Raw genomic sequence first — 20,680 nt, forward strand, 5'->3', positions numbered from 1 at the left:
CGTCAGCCAGCGGTTTGGGCGAGGATTCGAACCACCCCGCGCGCCTGCGGCGGCACCAGATTCACGGCGTCCAGTTCCGAGACGTTCACCCACTGGGGCGCATACGAATTCTCGGCGCTGTTGCGAATGCCCTCGGGGCCGTCGCCCAGGCGCATCTCGCCGGAGACGAGGGATACGCGGAAGTAGTGTTCGTGGTTGTCCAGATTGTCCAGCACCAGCACTTCCTGGCCCACCGCCACCACCAGATTGACTTCCTCCAGCAGTTCGCGGGCGCAGGCCTCGGCAGGGGTTTCGTCGCTCTCGATGCCGCCGCCGGGCAGCGTGGCGTAGGCGCGGCCCGCCTTCTGCCGCAGCATTAGCAGGACCTGATCTTGATCGTTGAAGAGGATACCGACAGCGCGGGGTCTCATGGTTGCTCCTGGCCCAGATAAAGGCTGAGCACGTTGATGTGAAGGGGATAGAAGTCTTCGGGCCGGTCTCGCAGGCGTTGGCGACACTCGGCCAGCGGCAGCCAACGCAGATGTCTCGTTTCGTCCGTCTGCGTCAGCGGTTCACCCTCAGCCTCGCAGATGAAGGTGTGCAGGATGATCGAATAGCCGCCCGACAGGTTCTGGGTGATGCAAAACGGCGTGTAGCTCATGACCGCGTAGCCGTTCACGGTGCGGGTGATGGCAGTGTTTTCGCCCGCGATCCGGGTCAGGCGCAGGCCCGTTTCCTCGCCCACCTCGCGGCGCAGGGCGGCAAACACGTTCTCGTACTCGCGCACCTTGCCCGCCGCCACTTCCAGCATGCCGTTCTCGATGCCTGCGCCCGGCTTGAGGCGCTCCTGAATCAGCAGGCAGCGCACGCCACCAACCTGACGGGCAATGATGGCCCCAACGCAGGGAATCGCGAATGTTTCGGGCAGGATCATCCATTCTCCTTCTAGCCCAACTCTCCCCGGAACTGCCCCAGCACGCGCGGATCGTTGGCGTAGAAGTAGCGGATGTCGGGAATACCGTACTTGAGCATGGCAATCCGCTCTGGCCCCAGGCCGAAGGCAAAGCCCGTTTTGCCCTCGTAGACGCGTGGCTTGCCCTCGGCCTCTCGGAGGTCGTCCACAGCCCTGAAGACATTGGGGTGAACCATGCCGCAGCCGCCCAGCTCCAGCCACTTGCTCTCGCCGCGCGGGTTCTCCCACCACACGGCAAAATCCGCGCCGGGTTCGGTGAAGGGGTAGTAGCTGGGCTGGAACCGGACCTTCGCAGACGGTCCGTACAGCCCGCGTGCCATTTCCGCAATGGTGCCTTTCAGGTCCGCCATGCTGATGCCGTCACCCACCACCAGGCCTTCAAGCTGGTGGAACATGGCCTCGTGGGTGGCGTCGGTGGCCTCGTAGCGGTACACCTTGCCGCGCACCACGATCTTCAGGGCAGGCTCGTGGTCCACCATGTAACGGATCTGCATGGGGCTGGTGTGCGTCCGCAGCAGGCGGCCATCCTCCAGCCAGAAGGTGTCCTGAAGGTCACGGGCGGGGTGATACCACGGCACGTTCAGCGCCTCGAAGTTGTGGTGTTCGTCCTCGACCTCCGGCCCCTCGATCACCGCGTAGCCCAGCCGCTCGTAGATGCGGGTCAGGTCATCGTACACGCGGTTGATGGGGTGCAGGCCGCCAGCAGGCAGCGGCAGGCCCGGCAACGTCACATCAATCGCCTCACTGGCGAGGCGGGCGTCCAGCGCGGCGCGCTTGAGGGTGGCCTCCCGCTCGGTCAGGGCGGCGTCGATGGCCTGCCGCACGGCGTTGATCTCTGCGCCGCGTGCCTTGCGTTCCTCCGGCGGCAGCTTGCCCAGTGCGCCCAGTTCCCGGGTGACCAGTCCGCTCTTGCCCACGTACCTGGTCTTGACGGCCTGCAAACCTTCTAATGACTCCGACTGGGCGATTGCCGCCAATGCTTCCTGCTGATGGTTGTCTGTCATTCCATTCCTCCTGACATAAAAAAGCCCCGCCGGACATGGAGTCGGCGGGGTGACGCGCTGGACCAGCTTAGGTCAGCGAAACCCCACAGCGGGTAAAAAGCGAAAGTGGACCCGTGTGGAGCGTCATGGGACGTAAGGTATCAGAAGCAGGGCCAGAGGGTCAGTCGCAGGAAATCCGGACGCCTCCAGAGGCGCGGCCCCACCCGTCTATGCTGCCAAGACAGACGGACATTTCCCCAACAGGAGCGGTGTTACCGTAAGACCATGACCACTGCCGAACGCCCCGCGCCCGTCCGTGACGACGCCATTTTTGACCTGATCGCGCAGGAGGCCGAGCGCCAGCGCACCGGGCTGGAACTGATCGCCTCCGAGAACTTCACCAGCGCCGCCGTGCGCGAGGCGGCGGGCAGCGTGCTGACCAACAAGTACGCCGAGGGCTACCCCGGCAAGCGCTGGTACGGCGGCTGTGAGGTGGTGGATCAGGTGGAACTGCTGGCCATCGAGCGGGCCAAGGAACTGTTCGGTGCAACCTGGGCCAACGTCCAGCCCCACAGCGGCAGCAGCGCCAACATTGCGGTCTACGGCGCACTCCTGTCGCCCGGCGACACCGTGCTGGGCATGGACCTGTCGCACGGCGGTCATCTGACGCACGGCAGCCCGGTGAACTTCAGCGGCAAGAACTATTCCATCGTGGGCTACAAGGTCAGCCCCGAAACGGAACGAATCGACATGAACGAGGTTCGCCGGCTGGCGCACACCCACCGGCCCCAGATGATTATCGCCGGGGCCAGTGCCTACAGCCGCGTCATCGATTTCGAGGCGTTCCGCACCATTGCCGACGAGGTGGGCGCCATTCTGTTTGCGGACATCGCGCACATCGCCGGACTGGTGGCCGCCGGCGTGCATCCCAGCCCGCTGCCGCACGCGCACATCGTCGCCACCACCACCCACAAAACTCTGCGCGGCCCCCGCAGCGGCCTGCTGCTCAGCAGTGACCCCGACATCGCCGCCAAAATGGACCGCTCAGTGTTCCCCGGCCATCAGGGCGGGCCGCTGGAGCACATCATCGCGGCCAAAGCGATTGCCTTCGGCGAGGCGCTGCAACCCGAATTCAAGGCCTACGCGCAGCAGATCGTGAAGAACGCGCAGGCGCTGGCCGCCGCGTTCCAGACCAAGGGCTACCGCGTCGTGTCGGGCGGCACCGACAACCACCTGTTCCTGCTGGACCTGCGGCCCCAGGGCCTGAACGGCACCAAGGCAACCAGGGCTCTGGACGCCAACCACATCACCATTTCAAAGTCCACGCTGCCCTATGACACCGAGAAGATCCTGCACGGCGGCGGCATCCGCATCGGTACGCCCGCTGTAACCACGCGCGGCATGGTGGAGGATGACATGCCGAAAATTGCCGATCTGATCGACCGGGCGCTGAAAGGCGAGAACGTGAAGGCTGAGGTCCACGCCTTCGCGAGCGGCTTCCCGCTGCCCTGAGCCGTCCAGCACAGGAGGCAGAAGGCCCAAACAGACCGCCTTCTGCCCCCCGTCTAGTTCAGCGTAAGCACCGCCCGCAGGTCCTCCAGCACCGCGTCCGGCGTCTCTCCAGTCAGCGCGTGACCCGTGGGCAGGAAAGCGGTGCGCAGCCCCACCGTCTGCGGCCCTGTGATGTCGTTGCGCGGCGAGTCGCCCACGAACCATGTGTCGGCTGCCGAAACATTCAGCCGTTCCAGCGCCAGCCGGTAGATGGCGGGATCAGGCTTGCTCAGGCCCACGGCCTTGCTGATCACCACGTCGTCCACCCGTTCGGACAGGCGGCAGCGGTTCAGGCAGGCGCTCTGCATCTCCGGCCAGCCGTTGGTCACGACGCCGATCCGCACGCCGCGCTCCCGCAACTGCCGGAGGACCGCGTGGGCGTGGACCATAACAACTGGGGCCACCATGAAGTGCGCCGTGAAATCGCCCAGGAGCGTCTGTGCCGAATACGCCAGCCTGAATTCCTGCACCAGCAGCGGCATCACCTCGGCTTTGGGGCGGTAACCGAAATCGTCCAGCGCCACGAAGCGGGCGGCGTAGGCAGCCGGCAGCGTAAACCGCCGGGTGTGGCCCTCAAGCCACCGAAGCACCGTGGCATTCCGGTCATGCAGCGTGCCGTCCAGATCAAACAGAACGGCCTTCACGTCACGCCCACCTGCGGGGCCTCGTCCGGCGATTTGTGGAAGGCCGCACCCTGTGCCCGCACGTCCTCGTGAATCAGGGTGGTGTTGAGGCTGACCGCTGCCGTCATGCCGCTGGCGGCGGCGCTGGTCACGTACTGCGGCGCTCCGGTCATGTCCCCGGCGGCCCAGATGCCGCGCACCGAGGTCATGCCGTTCTCGTTCACCGTCACGCGGCTCTTGTCGTCAAGCGTGCAGCCCAGCGCGACCGGCAGGGTGCTGTTCTGCACCTGGGTCGGGTTAAGAAACAGGGCGTCGAGTTCCAGACGGCTTCCGTCCCTGAAATGCACGGTTGCCCCGTCCCTGCCGCTGATTCTCGCAACAGCTCCGGTGTGCAGCGGAATCCCGATGCGCCGCAGGTCCAGCCTCTGCTCGTCGGTCAACTCGTCGGGACCGTCGGTCAGCAGGGTCACGTCCCCGGCCCAGGCGCGCACGTTCAGGGCCAGGTGATGGCCCTCCTGGTGGCGGCCCAGAACCCCCAGCCGGGCATGGCGGTTGGGCCAGCCGTCGCAGTACGGGCAGTGGTGAACGGTCACGCCCCAGCGCTCGCGCAGACCGGCAATGTGCGGCAGCCGGTCGCGCACGCCGCTGGCAAACAGCAGCCGCCGGGTCCTGGCCCAGCCGCCGTCGTGCCGGACCGCGAAGCCGTTGTCCACTGCGCTGGCCTCGCGGGCGGGCGTGTGCAGCACCGTGATGTCGTACGGGGCCAGATCGCGCAACCCCAGCGTCTTGAGGTCCGTGGGCGCGCAACCGTCGCGGGTAAAGACGTTGTGCGCCGCCGTGGCGCGGGCATTGCGCGGGGGGCCGCCGTCCAGCAGCAGCACCCGCCGCTGCGCGCCGCCCAGGGTCAGGGCCGCGGTCAGTCCGGCCGGGCCAGCGCCGACAATCACTGCATCGTAATGCTGCGTCATGCCGGGGGACCGGGGCGCACCGTGATGTCAGTCAGCGTGGCGTCACGCGGCGCGTTCAGGACGAAGGCGATGGTCCGGGCCAGCGTCTGCGGATCTATAAACGCTTCTGGCGTGTACGTGGCCCCCTCCTGAACGCGTACCTTGCGCTGCATCTCCGTGGCCGTGCGGCCCGGATACACCGAGGTCACGCGCACGCCACCTTCCGCCTCCTCGGCGCGCAGGGCGTCGGCCAGCGCTTTCAGGGCGAACTTGCTGGCGGCGTAGCTGCCCCAGCCCGCATTGGCACTCAGGCCCGCGCCGCTGTTGACGAACACGATGGTGCCGCGCTCCTGCCGCACCCCGGGCAGCAGCAGCCGGGTCAGCTCGGCGGGGGCCACCGTATTGACGGCCAGCGTGTGGGTCCAGACGGCGTGCCCCTGTTCGGCCACCGCGCCCAGTTCCACGACTCCGGCGTTGTGAACGACATTGGACACGCGGCCCAGTCCGGCCAGCGCCTCCTCAAATGTCTCCGGGCGCGTCAGGTCAAGCCGCAGCGGACGGCCGCCCACCTCGGCGCACAGGGCGTCCAGCGCCGCGCCGCCACGTCCGGTCAGGATCAGGTCATGTGTGCCGGCCAGCGCGCGGGCCAGGGCGCTGCCGATGCCGCCGGACGCGCCGGTAATCAGGGTGGTGGGCAAGGGTGAGGACATACGCCCGAGGTTAGCGCGCCGGGCAGGTCCGGAAATATCTCTCCTGAAACCGGGTGGCGCCGATGATGCCCTCATCCGTCCAGCGCGTCCCACAGCGCTCCACCACCAGCCTGTCCTCCAGATCGTCCTGGCGCACGATAACGGCAATGACCGTTCCCCACGCCTCCTGCACAGGTTCGGGCCAGCCCAGGCAGACAGGGAGGCCAGGCTTCATCAGAGCAGCATAGAAACCCGCCGGAGCCTCATCACCCCGGCAGCCCAGAAAGACCGACCCTATTTGACGGTGATCCGCACCGGCGCGGCAGGCACCTTGACCAGCAGGTTGTTGGCGAAGCCGCTCAGCCAGCTTTCCACCATGTACTCACCGGGGGCCAGTTCCAGCTCGCGGGTAAAGGTCACATTGCCCCTGGCCGCAGCCGTCCTGGTTTCCAGGTCCTGCGCGCACAGGCGGGGAGACGCGCCCGGCACCGGGTACACCACCGCGCGCGTGCCCACCTCCAGCACGCGCACCTGCGGGGCCGTGGCGCAGTTCTGATCGTTGTCGCGCCGCACACTGAAGGTGATCGGCGCCGCGCTGCTGCTGCGGATGGTGAAGGTCAGTCCCACCTTGCCCGTCACGGTGCGCGGCACGAACAGGTTGGCCTGCACCTCCGGCAGGGCCACGGCGGCAGCGGCAGGCACCGACGGTGCGGTGGGCGCGGCTGGCGTGGGCAGCGCCGGCTTAACAGGCGGCGTGCCCGGCAGCGGGGCCACCACCGGGGGAATCTCAGGCAGGGTGGCGGGGGCGGCGTCCTGCGCGGCGGCCAGAACGGGCAGGGTCAGCAGGACAGACAGCAGCAGGGCGCGGGGCTTCATGGTTCGTAGCTTAACGGCAAGGCTTGATGGAAGTCTGAAGGAGCGGGGGTGGGGTCCGGCTGAGATGTGGGATGGGCCGTGAAACCCAAGGTCCTGAGCGCCAGGGCAGAACCCAGACATGCCCTCCAGTGTGCCAGAAGGAGCCATAAAGGGCCATGAGGTGGCTGGAGACCTCTGCCCACTGGCCGGCAGGAGCGGCTGCCCGGTGCAGTGGGGGTACGGATTCCGGCCTGTAGAACAGGGGGAACCGCCCACATGGCCCGCCCCTGTCCATTCTCCAAAGCCTTCTAAACCCAAATGGCACCATGCCCCGGCCCACCTCCCCTAGGCTGGAGTCACTCACAACCCAAGGAGGTTCCATCATGGGAGAAGGCAAACCCGACACCACCCCGACCAGTCACTCAACGCAGCCCAACCACCCCGCGCAGGAAGGCCGCAGTCCGCAGGGGGGCGTCAAGGACACCAATGACCTGAGCGACATCAAGGGCGTTCAGAAGACCGGAATGCAGGAGAAGGCCAGGCAGGCCGAGAACCTCCCCGAGAGCGTCATTGGCACCGATACGCTCAAAAATCCCAACCAGCGTTCGTAACCACGCATCTGCACAGGAGTCCACATGGGAGAAGGCAAGCCGCAGACCGAAGCACAGTCCAACGTGTCACAGGAAACCGTGAACGATCAGGCCCAGTGGAACACGGGCACTCCAAAAGACCCCAGTCAGGGCGACAAGCAGACCTACTGGGCGGAGGAAGGCGATGGGCAGGCCAGTGCAGGGGCCACCACCTCCACCGCACAGCAGGTGTCCAGCACCCTCGATCCCCGTCCCGAGACTCAGGGCGGTGACGCCATCAATCCCAGCAGCTTTGGGGGGATGAAAGAAGGCCTGCCGGCCAGCGGCGCTCCGGCAGACCCGGACAAGACCGTGTACGCGGACGACAAGATCTAGCGCACAGCAGACAGCGTAAAAGACCGTGGAAGCCTGAGCGCCTGTTCCACGGTCTTTTTCAGATCTCGATCAGCACATGCTCGGCGCTGAAGCCCGGTCCCATCGCGCTCAGCAGGGTCCGGCCACGCGTGGCGGCCATGAGGGCCTGCTCCAGCACGAACAGGACGGTGGCGCTGCTCATGTTGCCGTGCTCACGCAGCACCGTGCGGCTGCTGTCCAGCGCGCCTGCCGGCAGGCCCAGGGCTTCCTCGTAGGCCCCCAGCACCTTGACGCCGCCGGGATGAACCACAAAGGTGCCGATCTCCTGCTGCGTCCAGCCGTGGGCTGCCAACGCCTCGGCCACGTTGCCGCGCATCATGCCGCGCACCAGGGCGGGAATGTCGCGGCTGAAACGCACCTTCAGGCCGTCGTCCACCACGTCCCAGCCCATGATGTCCTCGCTGTTCTCGATCAGGGTGCTGTACGCGCCGTGCAGGGACAGCAGCGGCGGCGGGCCGGGCACATCCGGGGCCGTGACAACCAGCGCTGCGGCGCCGTCGGCGAACAGGGCAGTTCCCACAAAATTGCTCTTCGACTCGTCGCCCCTGACCAGCGTCAGGCTGCACAGTTCCACCGCCACGTACAGCACGCGCCGGAAGCCCGCCCGCACCAGATCGGCTGCGCGGGCCAGCCCCGCCGCCCCGCCCGCACAGCCCAGCCCCCACACCGGCAGCCGGGCCGCGTGGCGATTCAGGCCCAGCGCGTCGATCAGCCACGCGTCCAGACTGGGGGTGCTCAGGCCGCTGGTGTTGACCACAACCACCGCGTCAACATCGGTAGGCCGGAGCCCGGCACGGTCCAGCGCCTCGGCCCCCAGCCGGGTGATCAGGGCGCGGGCCTCCTCGATGAACACGGCGTTCTTCTCGCCAAAGCCGCGCGGCTGCAGGTACCACTCCAGCGGGCGGGCCAGGGCACGCGACTCGATCTGGGCGTTGCCGAACACGTCCAGCAGGTGGGGCCGCGCGGCCATGCGCGGGAACAGGATGCGGGCCGCCTCCCGGATCTCGGACTGGGCGGCCCGGTAGGGCGGGGTCCCGGTGACCAGGGAGCGCAGGATGGGCGGTGCGGCGGCAGAACTCATCCGGGCATTGTGCCGCGAAATGCCCTCCAGAAAGGGTACGCCAGCAAGATTCAGGGGGAACAGGCCATCCAGCCTGTTCCCCCTGCTGTGCCTTACTGGCAGCGGCGCTACTTCTGGTTCTTCTCCCACTCGGCCCGGCCCACACCGTCAAGGGTTCTGAAGTCCTCGCCGGTCAGGGTCAGGCTGGCGGCGGCCACGTTCTCCTCCAGATGACGGACCTTGCCGGTGCCGGGAATGGGCAGCATCACCGGGCTGCGCCTCAGCACCCAGGCGAGCGCCACCTGCGAGGGGCTGGCATTCAGACGACGCGCCACGTCGGCCAGCACGCTGCCGTCCTTGGCCAGGCTGCCTGCTGCCAGCGGGAACCATGGCAGAAAGCCGATGTTCTCGCGCTCGCAGTAGTCCAGCACGTCCTCGGACTTGCGGTTGACCAGGTTGTACAGGTTCTGCACGGTGGAGACCGGGAAGACCTCGCGGGCCGCCTCGATCTCCTCCACGCTGACTTCCGAGAGGCCAGCGTGGCGAATGACGCCCTCGTCCATCAGCTCGCGGATGGCCCCGAACTGCTCGTCACGCGGCACGTTGGGATCGATGCGGTGCAGCTGCCACAGGTCGATACGGTCCACGCCCAGACGGCGGCGCGAGATGTACGCCTGCTGCTTGAGGTACTCGGGGCGGCCCACCGGCGTCCAGACGTTGGGACCGGTGCGGGTCAGCCCGGCCTTGGTGGCGATCACCACGGTGTCGTAGGGGTGCAGGGCCTCGCGGATCAGTTCCTCACTGACGGCGGGACCGTAGCTGTCGGCAGTGTCGATCAGGTTCACGCCCAGTTCGGGCAGGTGCCGCAGGGTTTCCATCGCGCCCTCGGGATCGGTGGGGTCTCCCCAGATGCCGTCGCCAGTGATGCGCATCGCGCCGAAGCCCAGGCGGTTGACGCTCAGGTCACCGCCGATCTTGAAGGTTCCGCTGTCGGCGGCATTGGGCTGTTCGGTGGTGGTTGATCTGTCGGTCATGGTGGTGCCTCCATGTGGAAGTGTGCGCCTTTGGAAAACAGGCGGGGAGAGGTCAGGGTTGAGCGTGTCCAGAGGTTTGGGGGAAGGCATCGGTCTCCGGCACGGCGCAGGTCTCACGGTACACGAACTGCTCCAGACGCTTGCGGTGACGGCTGCTCCAGTCGATGGTGGGCCGGCTCTGGTCCGCCGGCAGGTAGCCCAGGCGGTACAGCGCCATCAGTTCCAGCGTCTGCGGAACCGCCAGCAGCGTCTGAATCTCCGCCCAGTGGCGCGGAATCTCTGCGGGCGTGCTCACAAACTGAATGCCCATGCCCAGCTCGCCCACCGCGTTCCAGATGTTCTCGATGGCTGCCCCCAGCCCAAAGACGCTGTAAAAGCCCGACAGTTCACCGGGGCGGTACTCCTCTTTGTCCAGCAGCGCGGCCAGCAGCAGCGGGCTACCCGACACCAGCTTGCGGTTGTCCTCGCCCAGCTTCTTCGGCACGCCCAGCTGCCGCATCAGCCTGAGGCCCGCGTCGCTGAAGACCTGCCGGGTAAAGGGCCGCAGCGGTCCCGGCAGATGATCGATGTGGATGCCGTCGCGCTTTTCTTCCATCTCGGCCTGCGAGAAGCGGAAGTAGCGGCGGTAGCGCTGGAAGAACAGCCCGGCCTCGATCAGCTCGGTCATGCTCTGGCCGGCCAGCTCGGCCACCCGCGCGATGGTCTGGGGGTTTTCGATCAGCACAAAGCGCCACGGCTGGGAATTGAAGTGGCTGGGGGCCGCCTGCGCCACCCGCATCAGCGCGTGCTGGTGCTCGCGGCTGACCCGGTCCGGGCGGAACGGCCCGTTGGTGGTGCGCCGCCGGAGCATGCCCTCGATCACCGGGGACGGCGGCACGGGGGAAGCGGACGGAGGTTCATGGCTCATGGCGGCAGGCTAGCAGGCACGGGGAAGATCTCTGCCCCTACCACGCTGCCCAGGCCCCCAGCGCGTAAGCCACGGCGCCGATCAGCGCCAGCCGCCAGTGGTTCGCCCGGCCCGGACGGGTGCGCGGCATCCGCAGCAGCAGCGCCAGCGCGGGCAGCAGCGCCCACCCCCTCTCCCCTGCCCGGGAGGCCAGCGCTCCGCCCGCCACGACACCCGCGCAGACCGCAAAGAACAGCAGGTGGTGCGCGGCGCGCGGGGCGGCCCGGCGCCAGCCGAGTTGCAGGGACAGGCCCAGCCCGCTGAGAACCGCCAGCAACGCGCCGGTCACGAGCAGGGCAATGTGGTGGGCGGACACTTGCCCAGGATAGCGGGCTGTGCATGTTTCCCTGGTGGGCGTATGGTCTGGGGCGATGAGGTTTCATGCTGCTATCCCCCAGCTGGCCCCCGCCCTGCTGGCCGCCCTGACGCTGTGTTCCCTGGGAGCGTGCCGCAAGGCCGGTCCGGCGGGCGGCCCGGAGGATCTGGTGTCCACCCTGCTGTTCACCGCCACCGGCTCCTACGACGCGCAGGCGGACCTGAAAGAGCGCATTCCCGGTGGCCTGCGCCGCACGACCTGGACCAGCAGGCCGCCGCTGCCTGCCCGGAAGGTGGTCCTGCAGTACGACAGCGACGCCCGGCCTCTGGCGTGGTTTCTGACCCTGAGCGCCCCGCAGTTCACCGCCCAGGCCCTGGCCGGCGAGGGCGCGTCACAGGTGAACACCCCGCAGGGCCAGGGATGGCGGCCCGCTCGCGGCACCCGGCTGGAAGACGTGCTGATCCTGCCCGGCCAGCAGGACACCCTGAAGCTCCTGACGCGCGCCTACGTCACTCAGAACGAGCCGGCACTGCTCGGCGCGTTCGGCCCCCGTTGATCCTGCCGGGGGGAGCAGACGAACCGCCGCCCCCGGCCAGCGTCAGGGGCCCTCGGTGTAGAGCCGGCTGGGGTAGTAGTACTTCTGGAGCAGCAGTTTGCCCAGCGCCACCAGCGGCACGGCCAGCAGCGCGCCCACAAAGCCCAGCAGCGAAACGCCCACCAGAATGGCCACCAGCACCGTGACCGGGTGAAGGTCGGTGGTGCGGCTCAGGATGTAGGGACTGAGGAAATTGCCCTCGATCTGGTTGGCCGCCACAAAGACCAGCACCACGAAGACCATGGTCAACAGCACATTGGGCATGGTCAGCGCCAACAGCAGCGCCGGCGTGGCCCCGATGATCGGCCCCAGGTACGGCACGATGTTGAAGGCCCCGGCGATAAAGCCGATGGCGGCGGCGCTGGGCACGCCAATAATGGTCAGGCCCAGCCACACGAACACGCCGATAAACACCGCGATCAGCAGCTGCCCGCGCACGTACCCGCCCACCGCCGTGCCGATTAGACTGCTGAATTCCAGCACGCGCGGTTGCCAGGGACGCGGAAAGATGGCGAGCAGCGTGGCGTTGACACGGCTGTAATCCACCATCAGGTAGATGCTGAGCAGCAGGATCAGCGCCACCTGCCCCACCACGCCGCCAATCTGAAGCACGCTGTTGAACAGCGTCCCCGTGGACGTCAGGGCGTCGCGCAGCAGCGGCACGAGATTGTCACCCAGGTTGGTGGCATAGTTCTGCGCCCCCTGAATAATCTGCTCCCGGGCATTGGTCAGACCGCCCACGCCGAGGTTGGTGAGCCAGGCCGTCATGCGGTCAAGAATCTCGCCCAGCGTGCCGATCTGCTCCGGCAACCTGTTGAACAGCATGATCAGCTGCCCCGATACCGTGACCAGCAGCAGCCCCACCAGCGCAAACAGCCCGAAGAACAGCAGCACCACAAAGAACACGCCCAGCCCACGCGCCACCCGCCCGCGCTGCAACCAGTCGAGCAGCGGGTTGGCCAGATACGCGATCAGAAACGCCACCAGAAAGTCCACGATCACGGTGTGAATCTGTCCGGCCAGCCGGTAGGCCAGGTAGGCGATCAGCAAGAACACGGCCGCCCGCACCCAGGGACTGCGCCACACGATATGGAACGCGTTAGGGGGGGAGCCGGCGTGCTGCCGGGTAAGTGCGGGAGCTGATGTCATTGCCGGGATCGGTGCCGCGCTCCCGCCCGAATCAGGAGGCGGCAGCACCGATGGCTCGGCAGGCCGGGCGCTGTCTGGGCGGTCAGGGCCGGGCGGGTCAGGGGGAAATCCATTGGCGTTCACTGGCACCCACTGTACGTCACCGGGCAGGCCAACCGAACGTACCTTCCGCCGCCCTTCTTCGGCCAGGAAAGGAGCACCGGCGGCATGGACGCCACGCCGGGGTCGTTCGATCTGCAGACTGCATGACCCCTTCCTCATCCCTGGCCCCCGCGCAGGCGGCAAGCTGAAGTGCCTACCATGCCTGCCCTCGGTGATCCCCCCAACTACAGCACGCCCCGGACGCTGGGGCTGGCCGTGATGAGTGTCCTGGGCGCACTGGCCCATTTCACGTTGGGCGCGCTGGACTACGAGCACGTCAGCCGGTACCTGGGGCTGGCGGTGATGCTGCTGGCCGGGCTGCTGCTGGTCTACGGCGTCCTGACCCTGATTCGCTACGTCGAGGCCATCACCTCCATGGAAGACCCCCATGCCCGCACGCCCATGTACGACACCCCGCACGAGCGGCTGACATATCACCTGGGGGTGGGCCTCAACGGGCTGGCCGCCGCGTCCGCGCTGGCCTGGGCGGTGGGGGGCGAATTGCCGGTGTGGCATCTGGCTGCCGGGGCGGCGAATCTGTTCGCGGTGTGGCTGGCGTGGCTGACCCGGCCCGTGACGGAACGCCCGTAGGCGGGGAGAGGACGATCAGTCCCTGCCATGACTTTGCTCCCGCCTTCCTCCCGTTCACGGTCCCACCATCTCGATCAGCACTCAGTCCACCCAGTGAGCGGCCCCTTCACGTCCCAATCTGTTGCGTTCCAGTGCGGATGCAGACGTTACCATGAAGGGGTGATGAACCGCACCACGCTGAACTGTTCCCTGCCCGGCGTGCCTGATTGCCCTGGACAGGGCCGGTCCCCGCATGGGTGAGGCGGGCCGCCGGGACCGCTGGCCGGCGGAGTTCGCCGCCGCCGCGGAGCGCCCTGACCGTGGGCACCGTGACGACCTGACCGGGTTGCCGACGCGTCAGGCGTTTCTGGTTCATCTTCAGGCCCTGTGCGCGCAGGGCACCGGCAGCCTGCTGCTGTGCGATCTGGATCACCTCAAGCTGATCAACGACACCCTGGGGCATCCGGCTGGCGACGCGGCCATCGCGGCCGTTGCCGGAACGCTGCGCGACCGTTTGCAGCCCGGCTGGGCGGCCTACCGGCTGGGCGGAGACGAGTTCGCGGTATTGGCCCCGGTGACCGCCGAGGAGCTGGAAGACTGGGTCCGGCAGGCGATGGCGGCGCTGGTGGTGCGGCCCGGTCAGCCCCTGCGGCTCAGCGCCGGCGTGAGCGGCCTCTCTGCGGCCCGCACCCCCCAGGACGTGCTGGCCGGGGTGGATCGGCGGCTGTACGCGGCCAAACGGCGGGGCCGGGGCCGGCTGGTCAGCGACGATGACGCGCCGGAGCAACCGGACCCGGATCCTCGCCTGCTGGAACGCGACACGCCACTGGCCGCGCTGACCATACACCTGCAGGCCGCGCTGAACACGTCACCGCCGGACCGCCCAGACGGTGGCGTGACCGTGGACGTCCACGCCGGCCCCGGCGGTGGCCTGAGCGCCTTCTTGCGGGTGGCCGACCGGGCCGCGCAATTGCTCGGGTACCAGACGGTGACGGTCCAGGGCACCCGCAGCCGGCGCCTGCGGCAGTACGGAGCGTGGGCCAGCGCCACCCTCAATGGCACGCCGGTGCACGGTCCTGCGGGCGGACTGGGAACGGGCAGCGCGGCCGCCGGCCGGGGCATGCTGGGGCGGCTGCCGGACATCCTGCCCGACCCGGACCGGCCGCTGGCGCTGCTGCTGGACCGCCCCGAGGATTTTGATCCGCACACCCTGGAGGCCATCGCCCCGCTGCGGGCCGTCGCCCGCGTCTGCGTCATTGGCCGTTGCGCGACTGGCAACCCCGAGCCGTCACCCGCCCTGCCCCTGCCCGGTGCGCCGGATGCGGGGGCGGCCCCGCCCGTCATCCAGCTGCTTCCGCTGTCGGACAGCGCGGTCGGCGCGGTGGGGGGACGGCTGGCCGGGGGGCCACTGGCCGGGCCGGTGCAGGCTTGGCTGGCGCAGCGCTCCGGGGGCGTTCCCGCCGAGATCGGGCGCTGGCTGGGGGCGCTGCTGCTGGAGGCCAGGCTGCGTCACGAGGACCCAGCGCAGCTGGTGGAGGCTGAGCCGGAACGCGCCGGAGCTGGAGGTGACTGGCAGTGGAGCGCGGCAAGGCATCTGCCCCGCCCCGCCTACCACAACCGCCCCTACCTGTGGGGTCGGGCCGCGCTGTTTCACGCTGCGCTGGCGGCCCTGGGGCGCGGGCCGGTCGTGGTGCTGACCGGCCCGGCTGGCCGGGGCCGCACCCGGCTGGCCGAGCAGCTGCTGATGGAATACGCCCCGCACATGCCCGGCGGGGCGTGGACCGTCTCGCTGGCCGGAATCGGCCGCACCGAGGAGCTGCTGAGCCGGCTGGCGCAGACCCTGCTGGGGCAGCCGGCAGACCTGGGTGGACTGGAGAGCGTGGGCCGCCTGCTGGCCCGGCGGCCCACGTTGCTGCTGCTCGATGACCTGCCGCCGGGCGTCGGGAGCGCCGCATTGGAGCGGCTGCTCAGTTTCGCGCCAGACACCCGCATGATCATCACCGCGTACCATCCGCTGGGCCTGCGTGGCGAACAGGTGCTGGCGCTGCCGCTGCTGGACCCGGACGTGGTCCGCGAGGCGCTGCGTCCCTACCCCCAGGCGGTGGACCCTGCCCTCGCCGCCCGCGCCGCCGACTGGGTACGCGGTGAGCCGAACCGGCTGCAGGACGTGCTGCGGGTGCTGAGCATCGACCCTTCGGGGGGGCTGCTGGACGGCCTGCTGGACCCGTCACCGGCTCAAGCGGCCCGACCGGGCGGCCTGGCCCTGGGCCAGGCCGAACGCCGCACGCTGACGGCGCTGGGCCTGTTCAGCGACGTGTTCAGCCTGCCGTGGGCGCAGGCGGTCACCGGGGCCTCGCCGCTGACCCTTGCCGGCTTGCGCGAGCACGGCTATCTGGTGTCTGTCGGTCAGGCCCTGTACCGTCTGGCCGGAGGGCTGGACGTGGTGGACGCTGCCGCGCCCCGTGAGGCCGCTGCCCAGGCCCCTCCCCCGCCCTTTCTGCGCCAGGCCCGCCGCCGTGCCCTAGCCGAACTGCGGCGCGTCCTGGCCCGCCCTGACCCGGACCACCACCGCGAGTGGCTGGCACGGCTGGACACCGCCTACGTGCCGCTGCGCTCACTGCTGACCGGTCTGCTGCGGGGCGGGCCGGCAACCGGCCCCGAGACCGCCCTGGTGGACGCCGTGATGGCCCTGACCCCCTACCGCATCTCGCGCACCTATTTTCTGGACGCCCGCGCCGATCTGGAACAGTTGCTGCGGGCCAGTGAAGCAGCAACCAGTGAAGAGGCTGCCCGGGGGGAAGTGCTGCCGCCCCGCGCCAGCACCCGTCTGGCCGAGGTCAGGCTGGCGCTGGCGCGGACGCTGCAACACCTGGGCGACTACGCGCCGGCCATCACACTGACCAGGGCGGTGCGGGCCAATCCGGGCCTGTCGGCCCGCCTTCACGTCGGCGCCCTGCTGGCCGAGGCCCGCATCCTGCACCGCCGCAGCGAGTACAGCTCGGCCCTGGACACCTACCGGCACGCCCAGACCCTGCTGACCCGCAGCGGCGCCGCGCGGCGTGCCCCAGCACTGCTGGCGCAGGCACTGGACGGACAGGCCCGCTGCCTGATCTACCTGGATCAGCTGCCGCTGGCCCGCCGCCTGAGCACCCGCGCCCTGGCGGCGCTGGGGCCGGAACGCGACCCGCTGAGGCGGGCGCTGCTGCTGAACACCGCCGCCCTGATCGAGACTGAAGACCGGCACCTGGAGGCCGCTGACGCCTGTCTGCGCGCGGCCCTGCAACTGCACGAGGATCACGCTGACCGCGAGGGCCAGATTCTGAACCGCATGGGTCTGGCCTGGGTCCGGCTGCTGCGCGGCGACGGTGAGGGCAGCGTCCGGCTGGGCCGGGAACTGCTGCGCGAGGCGCAGGACGCCGCCCAGATCTGGGAAATCGCCAACATTCTGCTGAATCTGGGCCACGCCGAGCGCCTGTGTGGGCGCACTGAGGCGGCCCGCGCCCATTACCTGGACGTGGAAAAACTGGTGAGCGAGCAGGACGCACCCTCGCTGCACGCCGAGCTGCTGGGGGGGCTGGCCGCCTGTGCCCACGACGAGGACCGCCCCACCGAGGCCCGCCGGCTGCTGGCCCTCGCGCTGGGGCATCCGGGGGCCAATGGCGAGGTGCGCCGCTTCTACGCTCCCCTGCAAACCCTGCTGACGGCTCACCCCGTAGAGGTGGGGGACAGTCAGGACTGAAGGCCAACCCAGGTGAAGGCGTGGCGAAGACCCGGTGAAGGCCCACTTAGTCCCCCATCATGCCCACTGCCGCGGCAGGCAGGACAGTGGGGCCATGACCCAGAACAGTGAGAGCCAGCAGTACAAGGTCAGCCGCAGCGACACCCGGCACGGCGACGAGGGCCAGCACCAGCTGGTGGCCGGGCAGCGCGGCAGCATGCGGCTGTGGCACAACGAACAGCCCAGCGACACCCGGGACAAGCAGCCTCATTCCAACGACTACGAGACGCTGGGCTACGTGATCAGCGGCAAGGTAGAGCTGACCGTCGGCGATCAGACCCTGATGCTGGGCGAGGGTGACAGCTACTGTGTGCCGCAGGGGGTCCAGCACACCTACCGCGTGACAGAGACACTGACTGCCGTGGAGGTCACGACACCGGGACAATCCAGCTGACGTAAACAGTAGCCAGAGAAAAGAAAAATGCCGGCCCCGCCTCTTCTCGAGATGGGGCCGCTCATGTTCAGGAGATTCGGGCGGGGAGGCTGACTGTCAGATGCAGCAGCCTGACGCCAATTGGTGACTCAAGAAGTCAGGGCCTCCCGCAGCCAGGTCTGGAATTCCGGGAGGGCACGGTCATACTGAAGCGCAATGATCTCGGGCACCTCGTAGGGGTGCAGCGACTTGATGCGGGCCTCCAGCTCGGGATACTTCTCACCGCTGGTCTTGATCAGCAGCATGCTCTCAGGATCCTCAGCCACATCGCCCTGCCAGCGGTACACGCTGTGGACGCCCGGCAGGATGTTGACGCAACCGGCCAGATGCTCGGCCACCAGGGTACGGGCCAGATCATGCGCACGTTCGGGGGGCAGGGTGACCAACACGACAAGGGACATAGGCTGACAGGATACGCCCCGACGCCTTCCAGGAATCGTGACTCCAGCAGGGCGACGCCAGAAACGTAAAAGTTCCCACAACCCTCACGGGCACGGTGCCACCGGGGCAGGGTGTTAAGCTGACTGACATGCGGACAATTGTCCTGATTGCCGGCCTCGTGCTGCTCCTGATCTTCGCGGTCCTGAATTTCAGCTCGCTGATGGCCCTCACGCCCATGAACCTGGGTTTTGTCCAGTACGTCACCGCGCCGATCGGGCTGATCATGTTGCTCACGGCGATCTTCGCGGCGCTTCTGTTCTACTTCTGGGCCGGCATCAGCAACCTGCGCGCCCAGGCCGACAGCGCCAAGCTGCTGCGCGACATGGAAAATCTGCGGATCAGCCTGGACAGTCAGGAAGGCAGCCGCTTCACCGAATTGCGCAGCCACCTAGACACGCGCCTGAACGCCTTGAGCACCGGCGGCACCGAGGCCGAACTCAGGGCTGTTCACACTCGCATCGACGAGATGCAGCGCGACGTGAACCTTCAGCTGGCGGCGCTGGACGATTACCTGAAAAGCAGGCTGGGCGACGCAACTCCGGAACGCATCCTGCCCGCCGAAATCAGGCTAGACAAGAAGCCCTGACGCGGTCCACCCACCGGGTTTCAGCGTCATTTTGCTGAACCCGGTGCATTTCCGCCGGGTCCACCCGGCTAGAATGCGCCAGTAAGGATTTGAAGACCGGAGGACTGAACCGCATGGCGCTTGACCGATTTTTCCGCCGCCGCCGCCCGCAGCAACAGTCGGGTTCGGACGTGCCAGAGTTATGGACCCAATGCCCTCAGTGCAAGGAGAGCATCTACAACCGAGACCTGCTGGGCAACGCCTATGTATGTCCCAAGTGCAGTCACCATCTGAGGCTGGGCGCGGCGCAGCGCGTGGACGTGTTGCTTGACGAGGGCAGCTTCACGCAGCTGTCGGGCCGGGTGCATCCCGTGGACGCGCTGGACTTCCACGACACCGAGGCCTACACCGACCGCCTGGAACGGGCCCAGGCCAAAACTGGACGGCCCGACGCCATCCTGAGCGGCAGCGGTACCATTCTGAATCTGCCGGTGACGCTGGCCGTGATGGATTTCGCCTTCAGCGGCGGCAGTATGGGCAGCGTGGTGGGCGAGGAAATCTCGCGCGCCGCCGAACACGCCGCCGAGCAGGGTACGCCGCTGATCATCGTGACCGCCAGCGGCGGGGCCAGAATGCAGGAAAGCGCCCTGTCCCTGATGCAGATGGCGAAAACTACAGTGGCCCTTGAAACCCTGGCCGAGCAGGGCCTGCCCTACGTGAGCATCCTGTCGGACCCCACCACCGGGGGCGTGACCGCCAGTTTCGCCACCATCGCCGACGTGATCGTGGCCGAGCCCGGCGCGCTGATCGGGTTTGCCGGGCCGCGCGTGATTCAGCAGACCATCCGCCAGAGCCTGCCGGAAGGCTTCCAGCGCGCCGAATTCCTGCTGTCGCACGGTATGGTGGACGCCGTGGTGGACCGTCGCGAACAGCGGCCCTACCTGGCCAATCTGCTGGGCCTGCTGACCCGTTACGAGGCCAGCGCGTGACCGGCAGCCCCGAGGCCCTGCGCGAACTTGAAGCCCGCGTGCGTGATCTGGAGGCCACGGCCGAGCGCACCGGGCAGAACCTGGACGCCTCGATCTCGCCGCTGAGGGTCGAAGTTCAGCGGCTACGCGAGGCCAGCGGCCCGCCCAGCCGCTGGGAACGGGTGCAGCTCGCCCGCGCGCCCGGCCGACCCACCGCACTGGACTACGTCGAACAGCTGTGTACCGGCTTTACCGAACTGCACGGGGACCGCCGCTTCGGCGATGATCCGGCCCTGATCGGCGGGCCGGCCCGCTGGATGGGCGTGCCGGTCATGCTGCTGCTGCAGCAGAAGGGCCGCGACACCAAGACCAAGATCAAACGCCGCTTCGGCAGCGCCAACCCGGAAGGCTACCGCAAGGCCGTGCGCCTGATGGATCTGGCCGAGAAGTTCGGGCTGCCGGTGGTGGCGCTGGTCGACACCCAGGGCGCGTATCCGGGCCTGGAAGCCGAGGAACGCGGCCAGGGGTGGGCCATCGCCGAGAGTATCCGGCGGATGCTGACCCTGCGCGTGCCGGTGGTGTGCACTGTGATCGGTGAGGGCGGCAGCGGCGGCGCGCTGGCCGTGGGCGTGGGCAACCGCGTCCTGATTCAGGAAAACGCGTGGTACAGCGTGATCTCCCCCGAAGGTGCGGCCAGCATCATCTGGAAGGATGCCAGCAAGGCCCCTCTGGCCGCCGAGGCCCTGAAGCTCACGGCCCCCGATCTGCTGGATCTGGGACTGGTCGAGGAGGTCATCCCCGAACCCACCGGCGGCGCCCACCTGAATCCGCAGGAGGCCGCCGCCGCCGTGGGCGAGGCGGTCAGCCGTCATCTGGCTGAACTGATGGCCCAGTCGCCCCAGGAATTAAAGAAGGGACGTGCGGCGCGCTTCCGGGCGATGGGGGCCTTTACCGAGAAATAGGCGGTCCACCACCGACGGCGGGGACGGGCGAACTGCAGCCACGTTCCCGCCGTCCTTTTAAAACCGCTCAGGGGGAGACCCTGGAAAGGCCCAGCACCCTGGAGGCTGCGGCTCTCCC

Annotated in this window: 24 protein-coding genes; 10 read left to right on the forward strand and 14 right to left on the reverse strand. The window is 68.2% G+C overall.

Annotated features, from left to right (window positions below; genetic code table 11):
• Positions 1-2 precede the first annotated feature (2 nt).
• The 3 genes from IEY31_RS05085 to pheS are packed head-to-tail and all read right to left on the reverse strand — an operon-like array spanning position 3 to position 1,956.
• The gene (locus IEY31_RS05085) at positions 3-410 is read right to left on the reverse strand and encodes an NUDIX hydrolase (RefSeq protein ID WP_188969643.1); all 408 of its coding nucleotides are present in this window, start codon (positions 408-410) and stop codon (positions 3-5) included.
• Positions 407-913: an NUDIX hydrolase gene (locus IEY31_RS05090; protein ID WP_188969645.1), complete on the reverse strand. Its 507-nt coding sequence runs from the start codon at positions 911-913 to the stop codon at positions 407-409. Before IEY31_RS05090 ends, IEY31_RS05085 begins: the two co-directional genes overlap by 4 nt.
• Positions 914-924: 11 nt before the next feature.
• Complete coding sequence (gene pheS, locus IEY31_RS05095) at positions 925-1,956, reverse strand: phenylalanine--tRNA ligase subunit alpha (protein WP_188969647.1); 1,032 nt, start codon at positions 1,954-1,956, stop codon at positions 925-927.
• A gap of 264 nt (positions 1,957-2,220) precedes the next feature.
• Between pheS and glyA the strand changes: the two genes are divergently transcribed.
• Positions 2,221-3,447, forward strand: a complete 1,227-nt coding sequence (gene glyA, locus IEY31_RS05100) for a serine hydroxymethyltransferase (protein WP_188969649.1) — start codon at positions 2,221-2,223, stop codon at positions 3,445-3,447.
• 53 nt (positions 3,448-3,500) lie between these two features.
• Here glyA and IEY31_RS05105 read toward each other — a convergent pair whose 3' ends face one another.
• From IEY31_RS05105 to IEY31_RS05125, 5 genes are read right to left on the reverse strand one after another with little or no spacing between them, the layout of a single operon-like run.
• A complete protein-coding gene (locus IEY31_RS05105) occupies positions 3,501-4,130 on the reverse strand; it encodes an HAD family hydrolase (RefSeq protein WP_188969651.1) in 630 nt (209 codons plus the stop codon).
• On the reverse strand, positions 4,127-5,077 hold the full coding sequence (locus tag IEY31_RS05110) for an NAD(P)/FAD-dependent oxidoreductase (protein WP_188969653.1): 951 nt from the start codon (positions 5,075-5,077) through the stop codon (positions 4,127-4,129). Before IEY31_RS05110 ends, IEY31_RS05105 begins: the two co-directional genes overlap by 4 nt.
• Positions 5,074-5,766, reverse strand: coding sequence for an SDR family oxidoreductase (locus tag IEY31_RS05115; protein ID WP_188969655.1), 693 nt, complete (start codon positions 5,764-5,766; stop codon positions 5,074-5,076). Before IEY31_RS05115 ends, IEY31_RS05110 begins: the two co-directional genes overlap by 4 nt.
• Positions 5,767-5,776: 10 nt before the next feature.
• Positions 5,777-5,980: a hypothetical protein gene (locus IEY31_RS05120; protein WP_188969657.1), complete on the reverse strand. Its 204-nt coding sequence runs from the start codon at positions 5,978-5,980 to the stop codon at positions 5,777-5,779.
• Positions 5,981-6,039: 59 nt separating this feature from the next.
• Positions 6,040-6,621, reverse strand: a complete 582-nt coding sequence (locus tag IEY31_RS05125) for a hypothetical protein (RefSeq protein ID WP_188969659.1) — start codon at positions 6,619-6,621, stop codon at positions 6,040-6,042.
• 362 nt (positions 6,622-6,983) lie between these two features.
• Here IEY31_RS05125 and IEY31_RS05130 point away from each other — a divergent pair, with 362 nt between their 5' ends.
• Together IEY31_RS05130 and IEY31_RS05135 are read left to right on the forward strand one after the other, a co-directional pair.
• Positions 6,984-7,211 carry a hypothetical protein gene (locus tag IEY31_RS05130; protein WP_188969660.1) on the forward strand — a complete coding sequence of 76 codons (228 nt, stop codon included), beginning with the start codon at positions 6,984-6,986 and terminating at the stop codon, positions 7,209-7,211.
• Positions 7,212-7,235: 24 nt separating this feature from the next.
• Positions 7,236-7,565: a hypothetical protein gene (locus IEY31_RS05135; protein WP_188969662.1), complete on the forward strand. Its 330-nt coding sequence runs from the start codon at positions 7,236-7,238 to the stop codon at positions 7,563-7,565.
• A 58-nt stretch (positions 7,566-7,623) separates the two neighbouring features.
• Here IEY31_RS05135 and IEY31_RS05140 read toward each other — a convergent pair whose 3' ends face one another.
• The 4 genes from IEY31_RS05140 to IEY31_RS05155 form a co-directional block, all read right to left on the reverse strand.
• Entirely contained in the window at positions 7,624-8,685 is a 1,062-nt protein-coding gene (locus tag IEY31_RS05140; protein ID WP_188969664.1) for a type III polyketide synthase, read from the reverse strand.
• 107 nt (positions 8,686-8,792) lie between these two features.
• Positions 8,793-9,698, reverse strand: a complete 906-nt coding sequence (locus IEY31_RS05145) for an aldo/keto reductase (protein ID WP_188969666.1) — start codon at positions 9,696-9,698, stop codon at positions 8,793-8,795.
• 52 nt (positions 9,699-9,750) lie between these two features.
• Positions 9,751-10,605, reverse strand: coding sequence for a nitroreductase family protein (locus tag IEY31_RS05150; protein ID WP_229723333.1), 855 nt, complete (start codon positions 10,603-10,605; stop codon positions 9,751-9,753).
• A gap of 37 nt (positions 10,606-10,642) precedes the next feature.
• On the reverse strand, positions 10,643-10,960 hold the full coding sequence (locus IEY31_RS05155; protein WP_188969668.1) for a hypothetical protein: 318 nt from the start codon (positions 10,958-10,960) through the stop codon (positions 10,643-10,645).
• Positions 10,961-11,015: 55 nt separating this feature from the next.
• Here IEY31_RS05155 and IEY31_RS05160 point away from each other — a divergent pair, with 55 nt between their 5' ends.
• Positions 11,016-11,516 (forward strand): hypothetical protein, encoded by a 501-nt coding sequence (locus tag IEY31_RS05160; protein ID WP_229723334.1) that lies wholly within the window; start codon positions 11,016-11,018, stop codon positions 11,514-11,516.
• Positions 11,517-11,558: 42 nt separating this feature from the next.
• Here the strand turns inward: IEY31_RS05160 and IEY31_RS05165 are convergent, their stop codons facing one another.
• Positions 11,559-12,704, reverse strand: a complete 1,146-nt coding sequence (locus IEY31_RS05165) for an AI-2E family transporter (protein ID WP_188969670.1) — start codon at positions 12,702-12,704, stop codon at positions 11,559-11,561.
• A gap of 300 nt (positions 12,705-13,004) precedes the next feature.
• Between IEY31_RS05165 and IEY31_RS05170 the strand changes: the two genes are divergently transcribed.
• From IEY31_RS05170 to IEY31_RS05180, 3 genes are all read left to right on the forward strand, one after another.
• The gene (locus IEY31_RS05170; protein WP_188969672.1) at positions 13,005-13,436 is read left to right on the forward strand and encodes a hypothetical protein; all 432 of its coding nucleotides are present in this window, start codon (positions 13,005-13,007) and stop codon (positions 13,434-13,436) included.
• A 232-nt stretch (positions 13,437-13,668) separates the two neighbouring features.
• Positions 13,669-17,154 carry a diguanylate cyclase domain-containing protein gene (locus IEY31_RS05175; protein ID WP_188969674.1) on the forward strand — a complete coding sequence of 1,162 codons (3,486 nt, stop codon included), beginning with the start codon at positions 13,669-13,671 and terminating at the stop codon, positions 17,152-17,154.
• Positions 17,155-17,248: 94 nt separating this feature from the next.
• The gene (locus IEY31_RS05180) at positions 17,249-17,587 is read left to right on the forward strand and encodes a cupin domain-containing protein (protein WP_188969676.1); all 339 of its coding nucleotides are present in this window, start codon (positions 17,249-17,251) and stop codon (positions 17,585-17,587) included.
• A 128-nt stretch (positions 17,588-17,715) separates the two neighbouring features.
• On the opposite strand, the gene cutA is transcribed toward IEY31_RS05180, so the two are convergent.
• Positions 17,716-18,027: a divalent-cation tolerance protein CutA gene (gene cutA / locus IEY31_RS05185; protein WP_188969678.1), complete on the reverse strand. Its 312-nt coding sequence runs from the start codon at positions 18,025-18,027 to the stop codon at positions 17,716-17,718.
• Between the two features lie 128 nt (positions 18,028-18,155).
• On the opposite strand from cutA, the gene IEY31_RS05190 reads away from it, so the two are divergent.
• The 3 genes from IEY31_RS05190 to IEY31_RS05200 all read left to right on the forward strand — a co-directional run bounded on the left by IEY31_RS05190 (position 18,156) and on the right by IEY31_RS05200 (position 20,562).
• Positions 18,156-18,653 carry a LapA family protein gene (locus IEY31_RS05190; protein WP_188969680.1) on the forward strand — a complete coding sequence of 166 codons (498 nt, stop codon included), beginning with the start codon at positions 18,156-18,158 and terminating at the stop codon, positions 18,651-18,653.
• Between the two features lie 113 nt (positions 18,654-18,766).
• On the forward strand, positions 18,767-19,621 hold the full coding sequence (gene accD / locus IEY31_RS05195; protein ID WP_188969682.1) for an acetyl-CoA carboxylase, carboxyltransferase subunit beta: 855 nt from the start codon (positions 18,767-18,769) through the stop codon (positions 19,619-19,621).
• Entirely contained in the window at positions 19,618-20,562 is a 945-nt protein-coding gene (locus IEY31_RS05200; RefSeq protein WP_188969684.1) for an acetyl-CoA carboxylase carboxyltransferase subunit alpha, read from the forward strand. The genes accD and IEY31_RS05200 overlap by 4 nt, the downstream gene beginning before the upstream one ends.
• Positions 20,563-20,680 lie beyond the last annotated feature (118 nt).

Source organism: Deinococcus aerolatus, from assembly GCF_014647055.1.
In the GTDB taxonomy this organism is placed as follows: domain Bacteria; phylum Deinococcota; class Deinococci; order Deinococcales; family Deinococcaceae; genus Deinococcus; species Deinococcus aerolatus.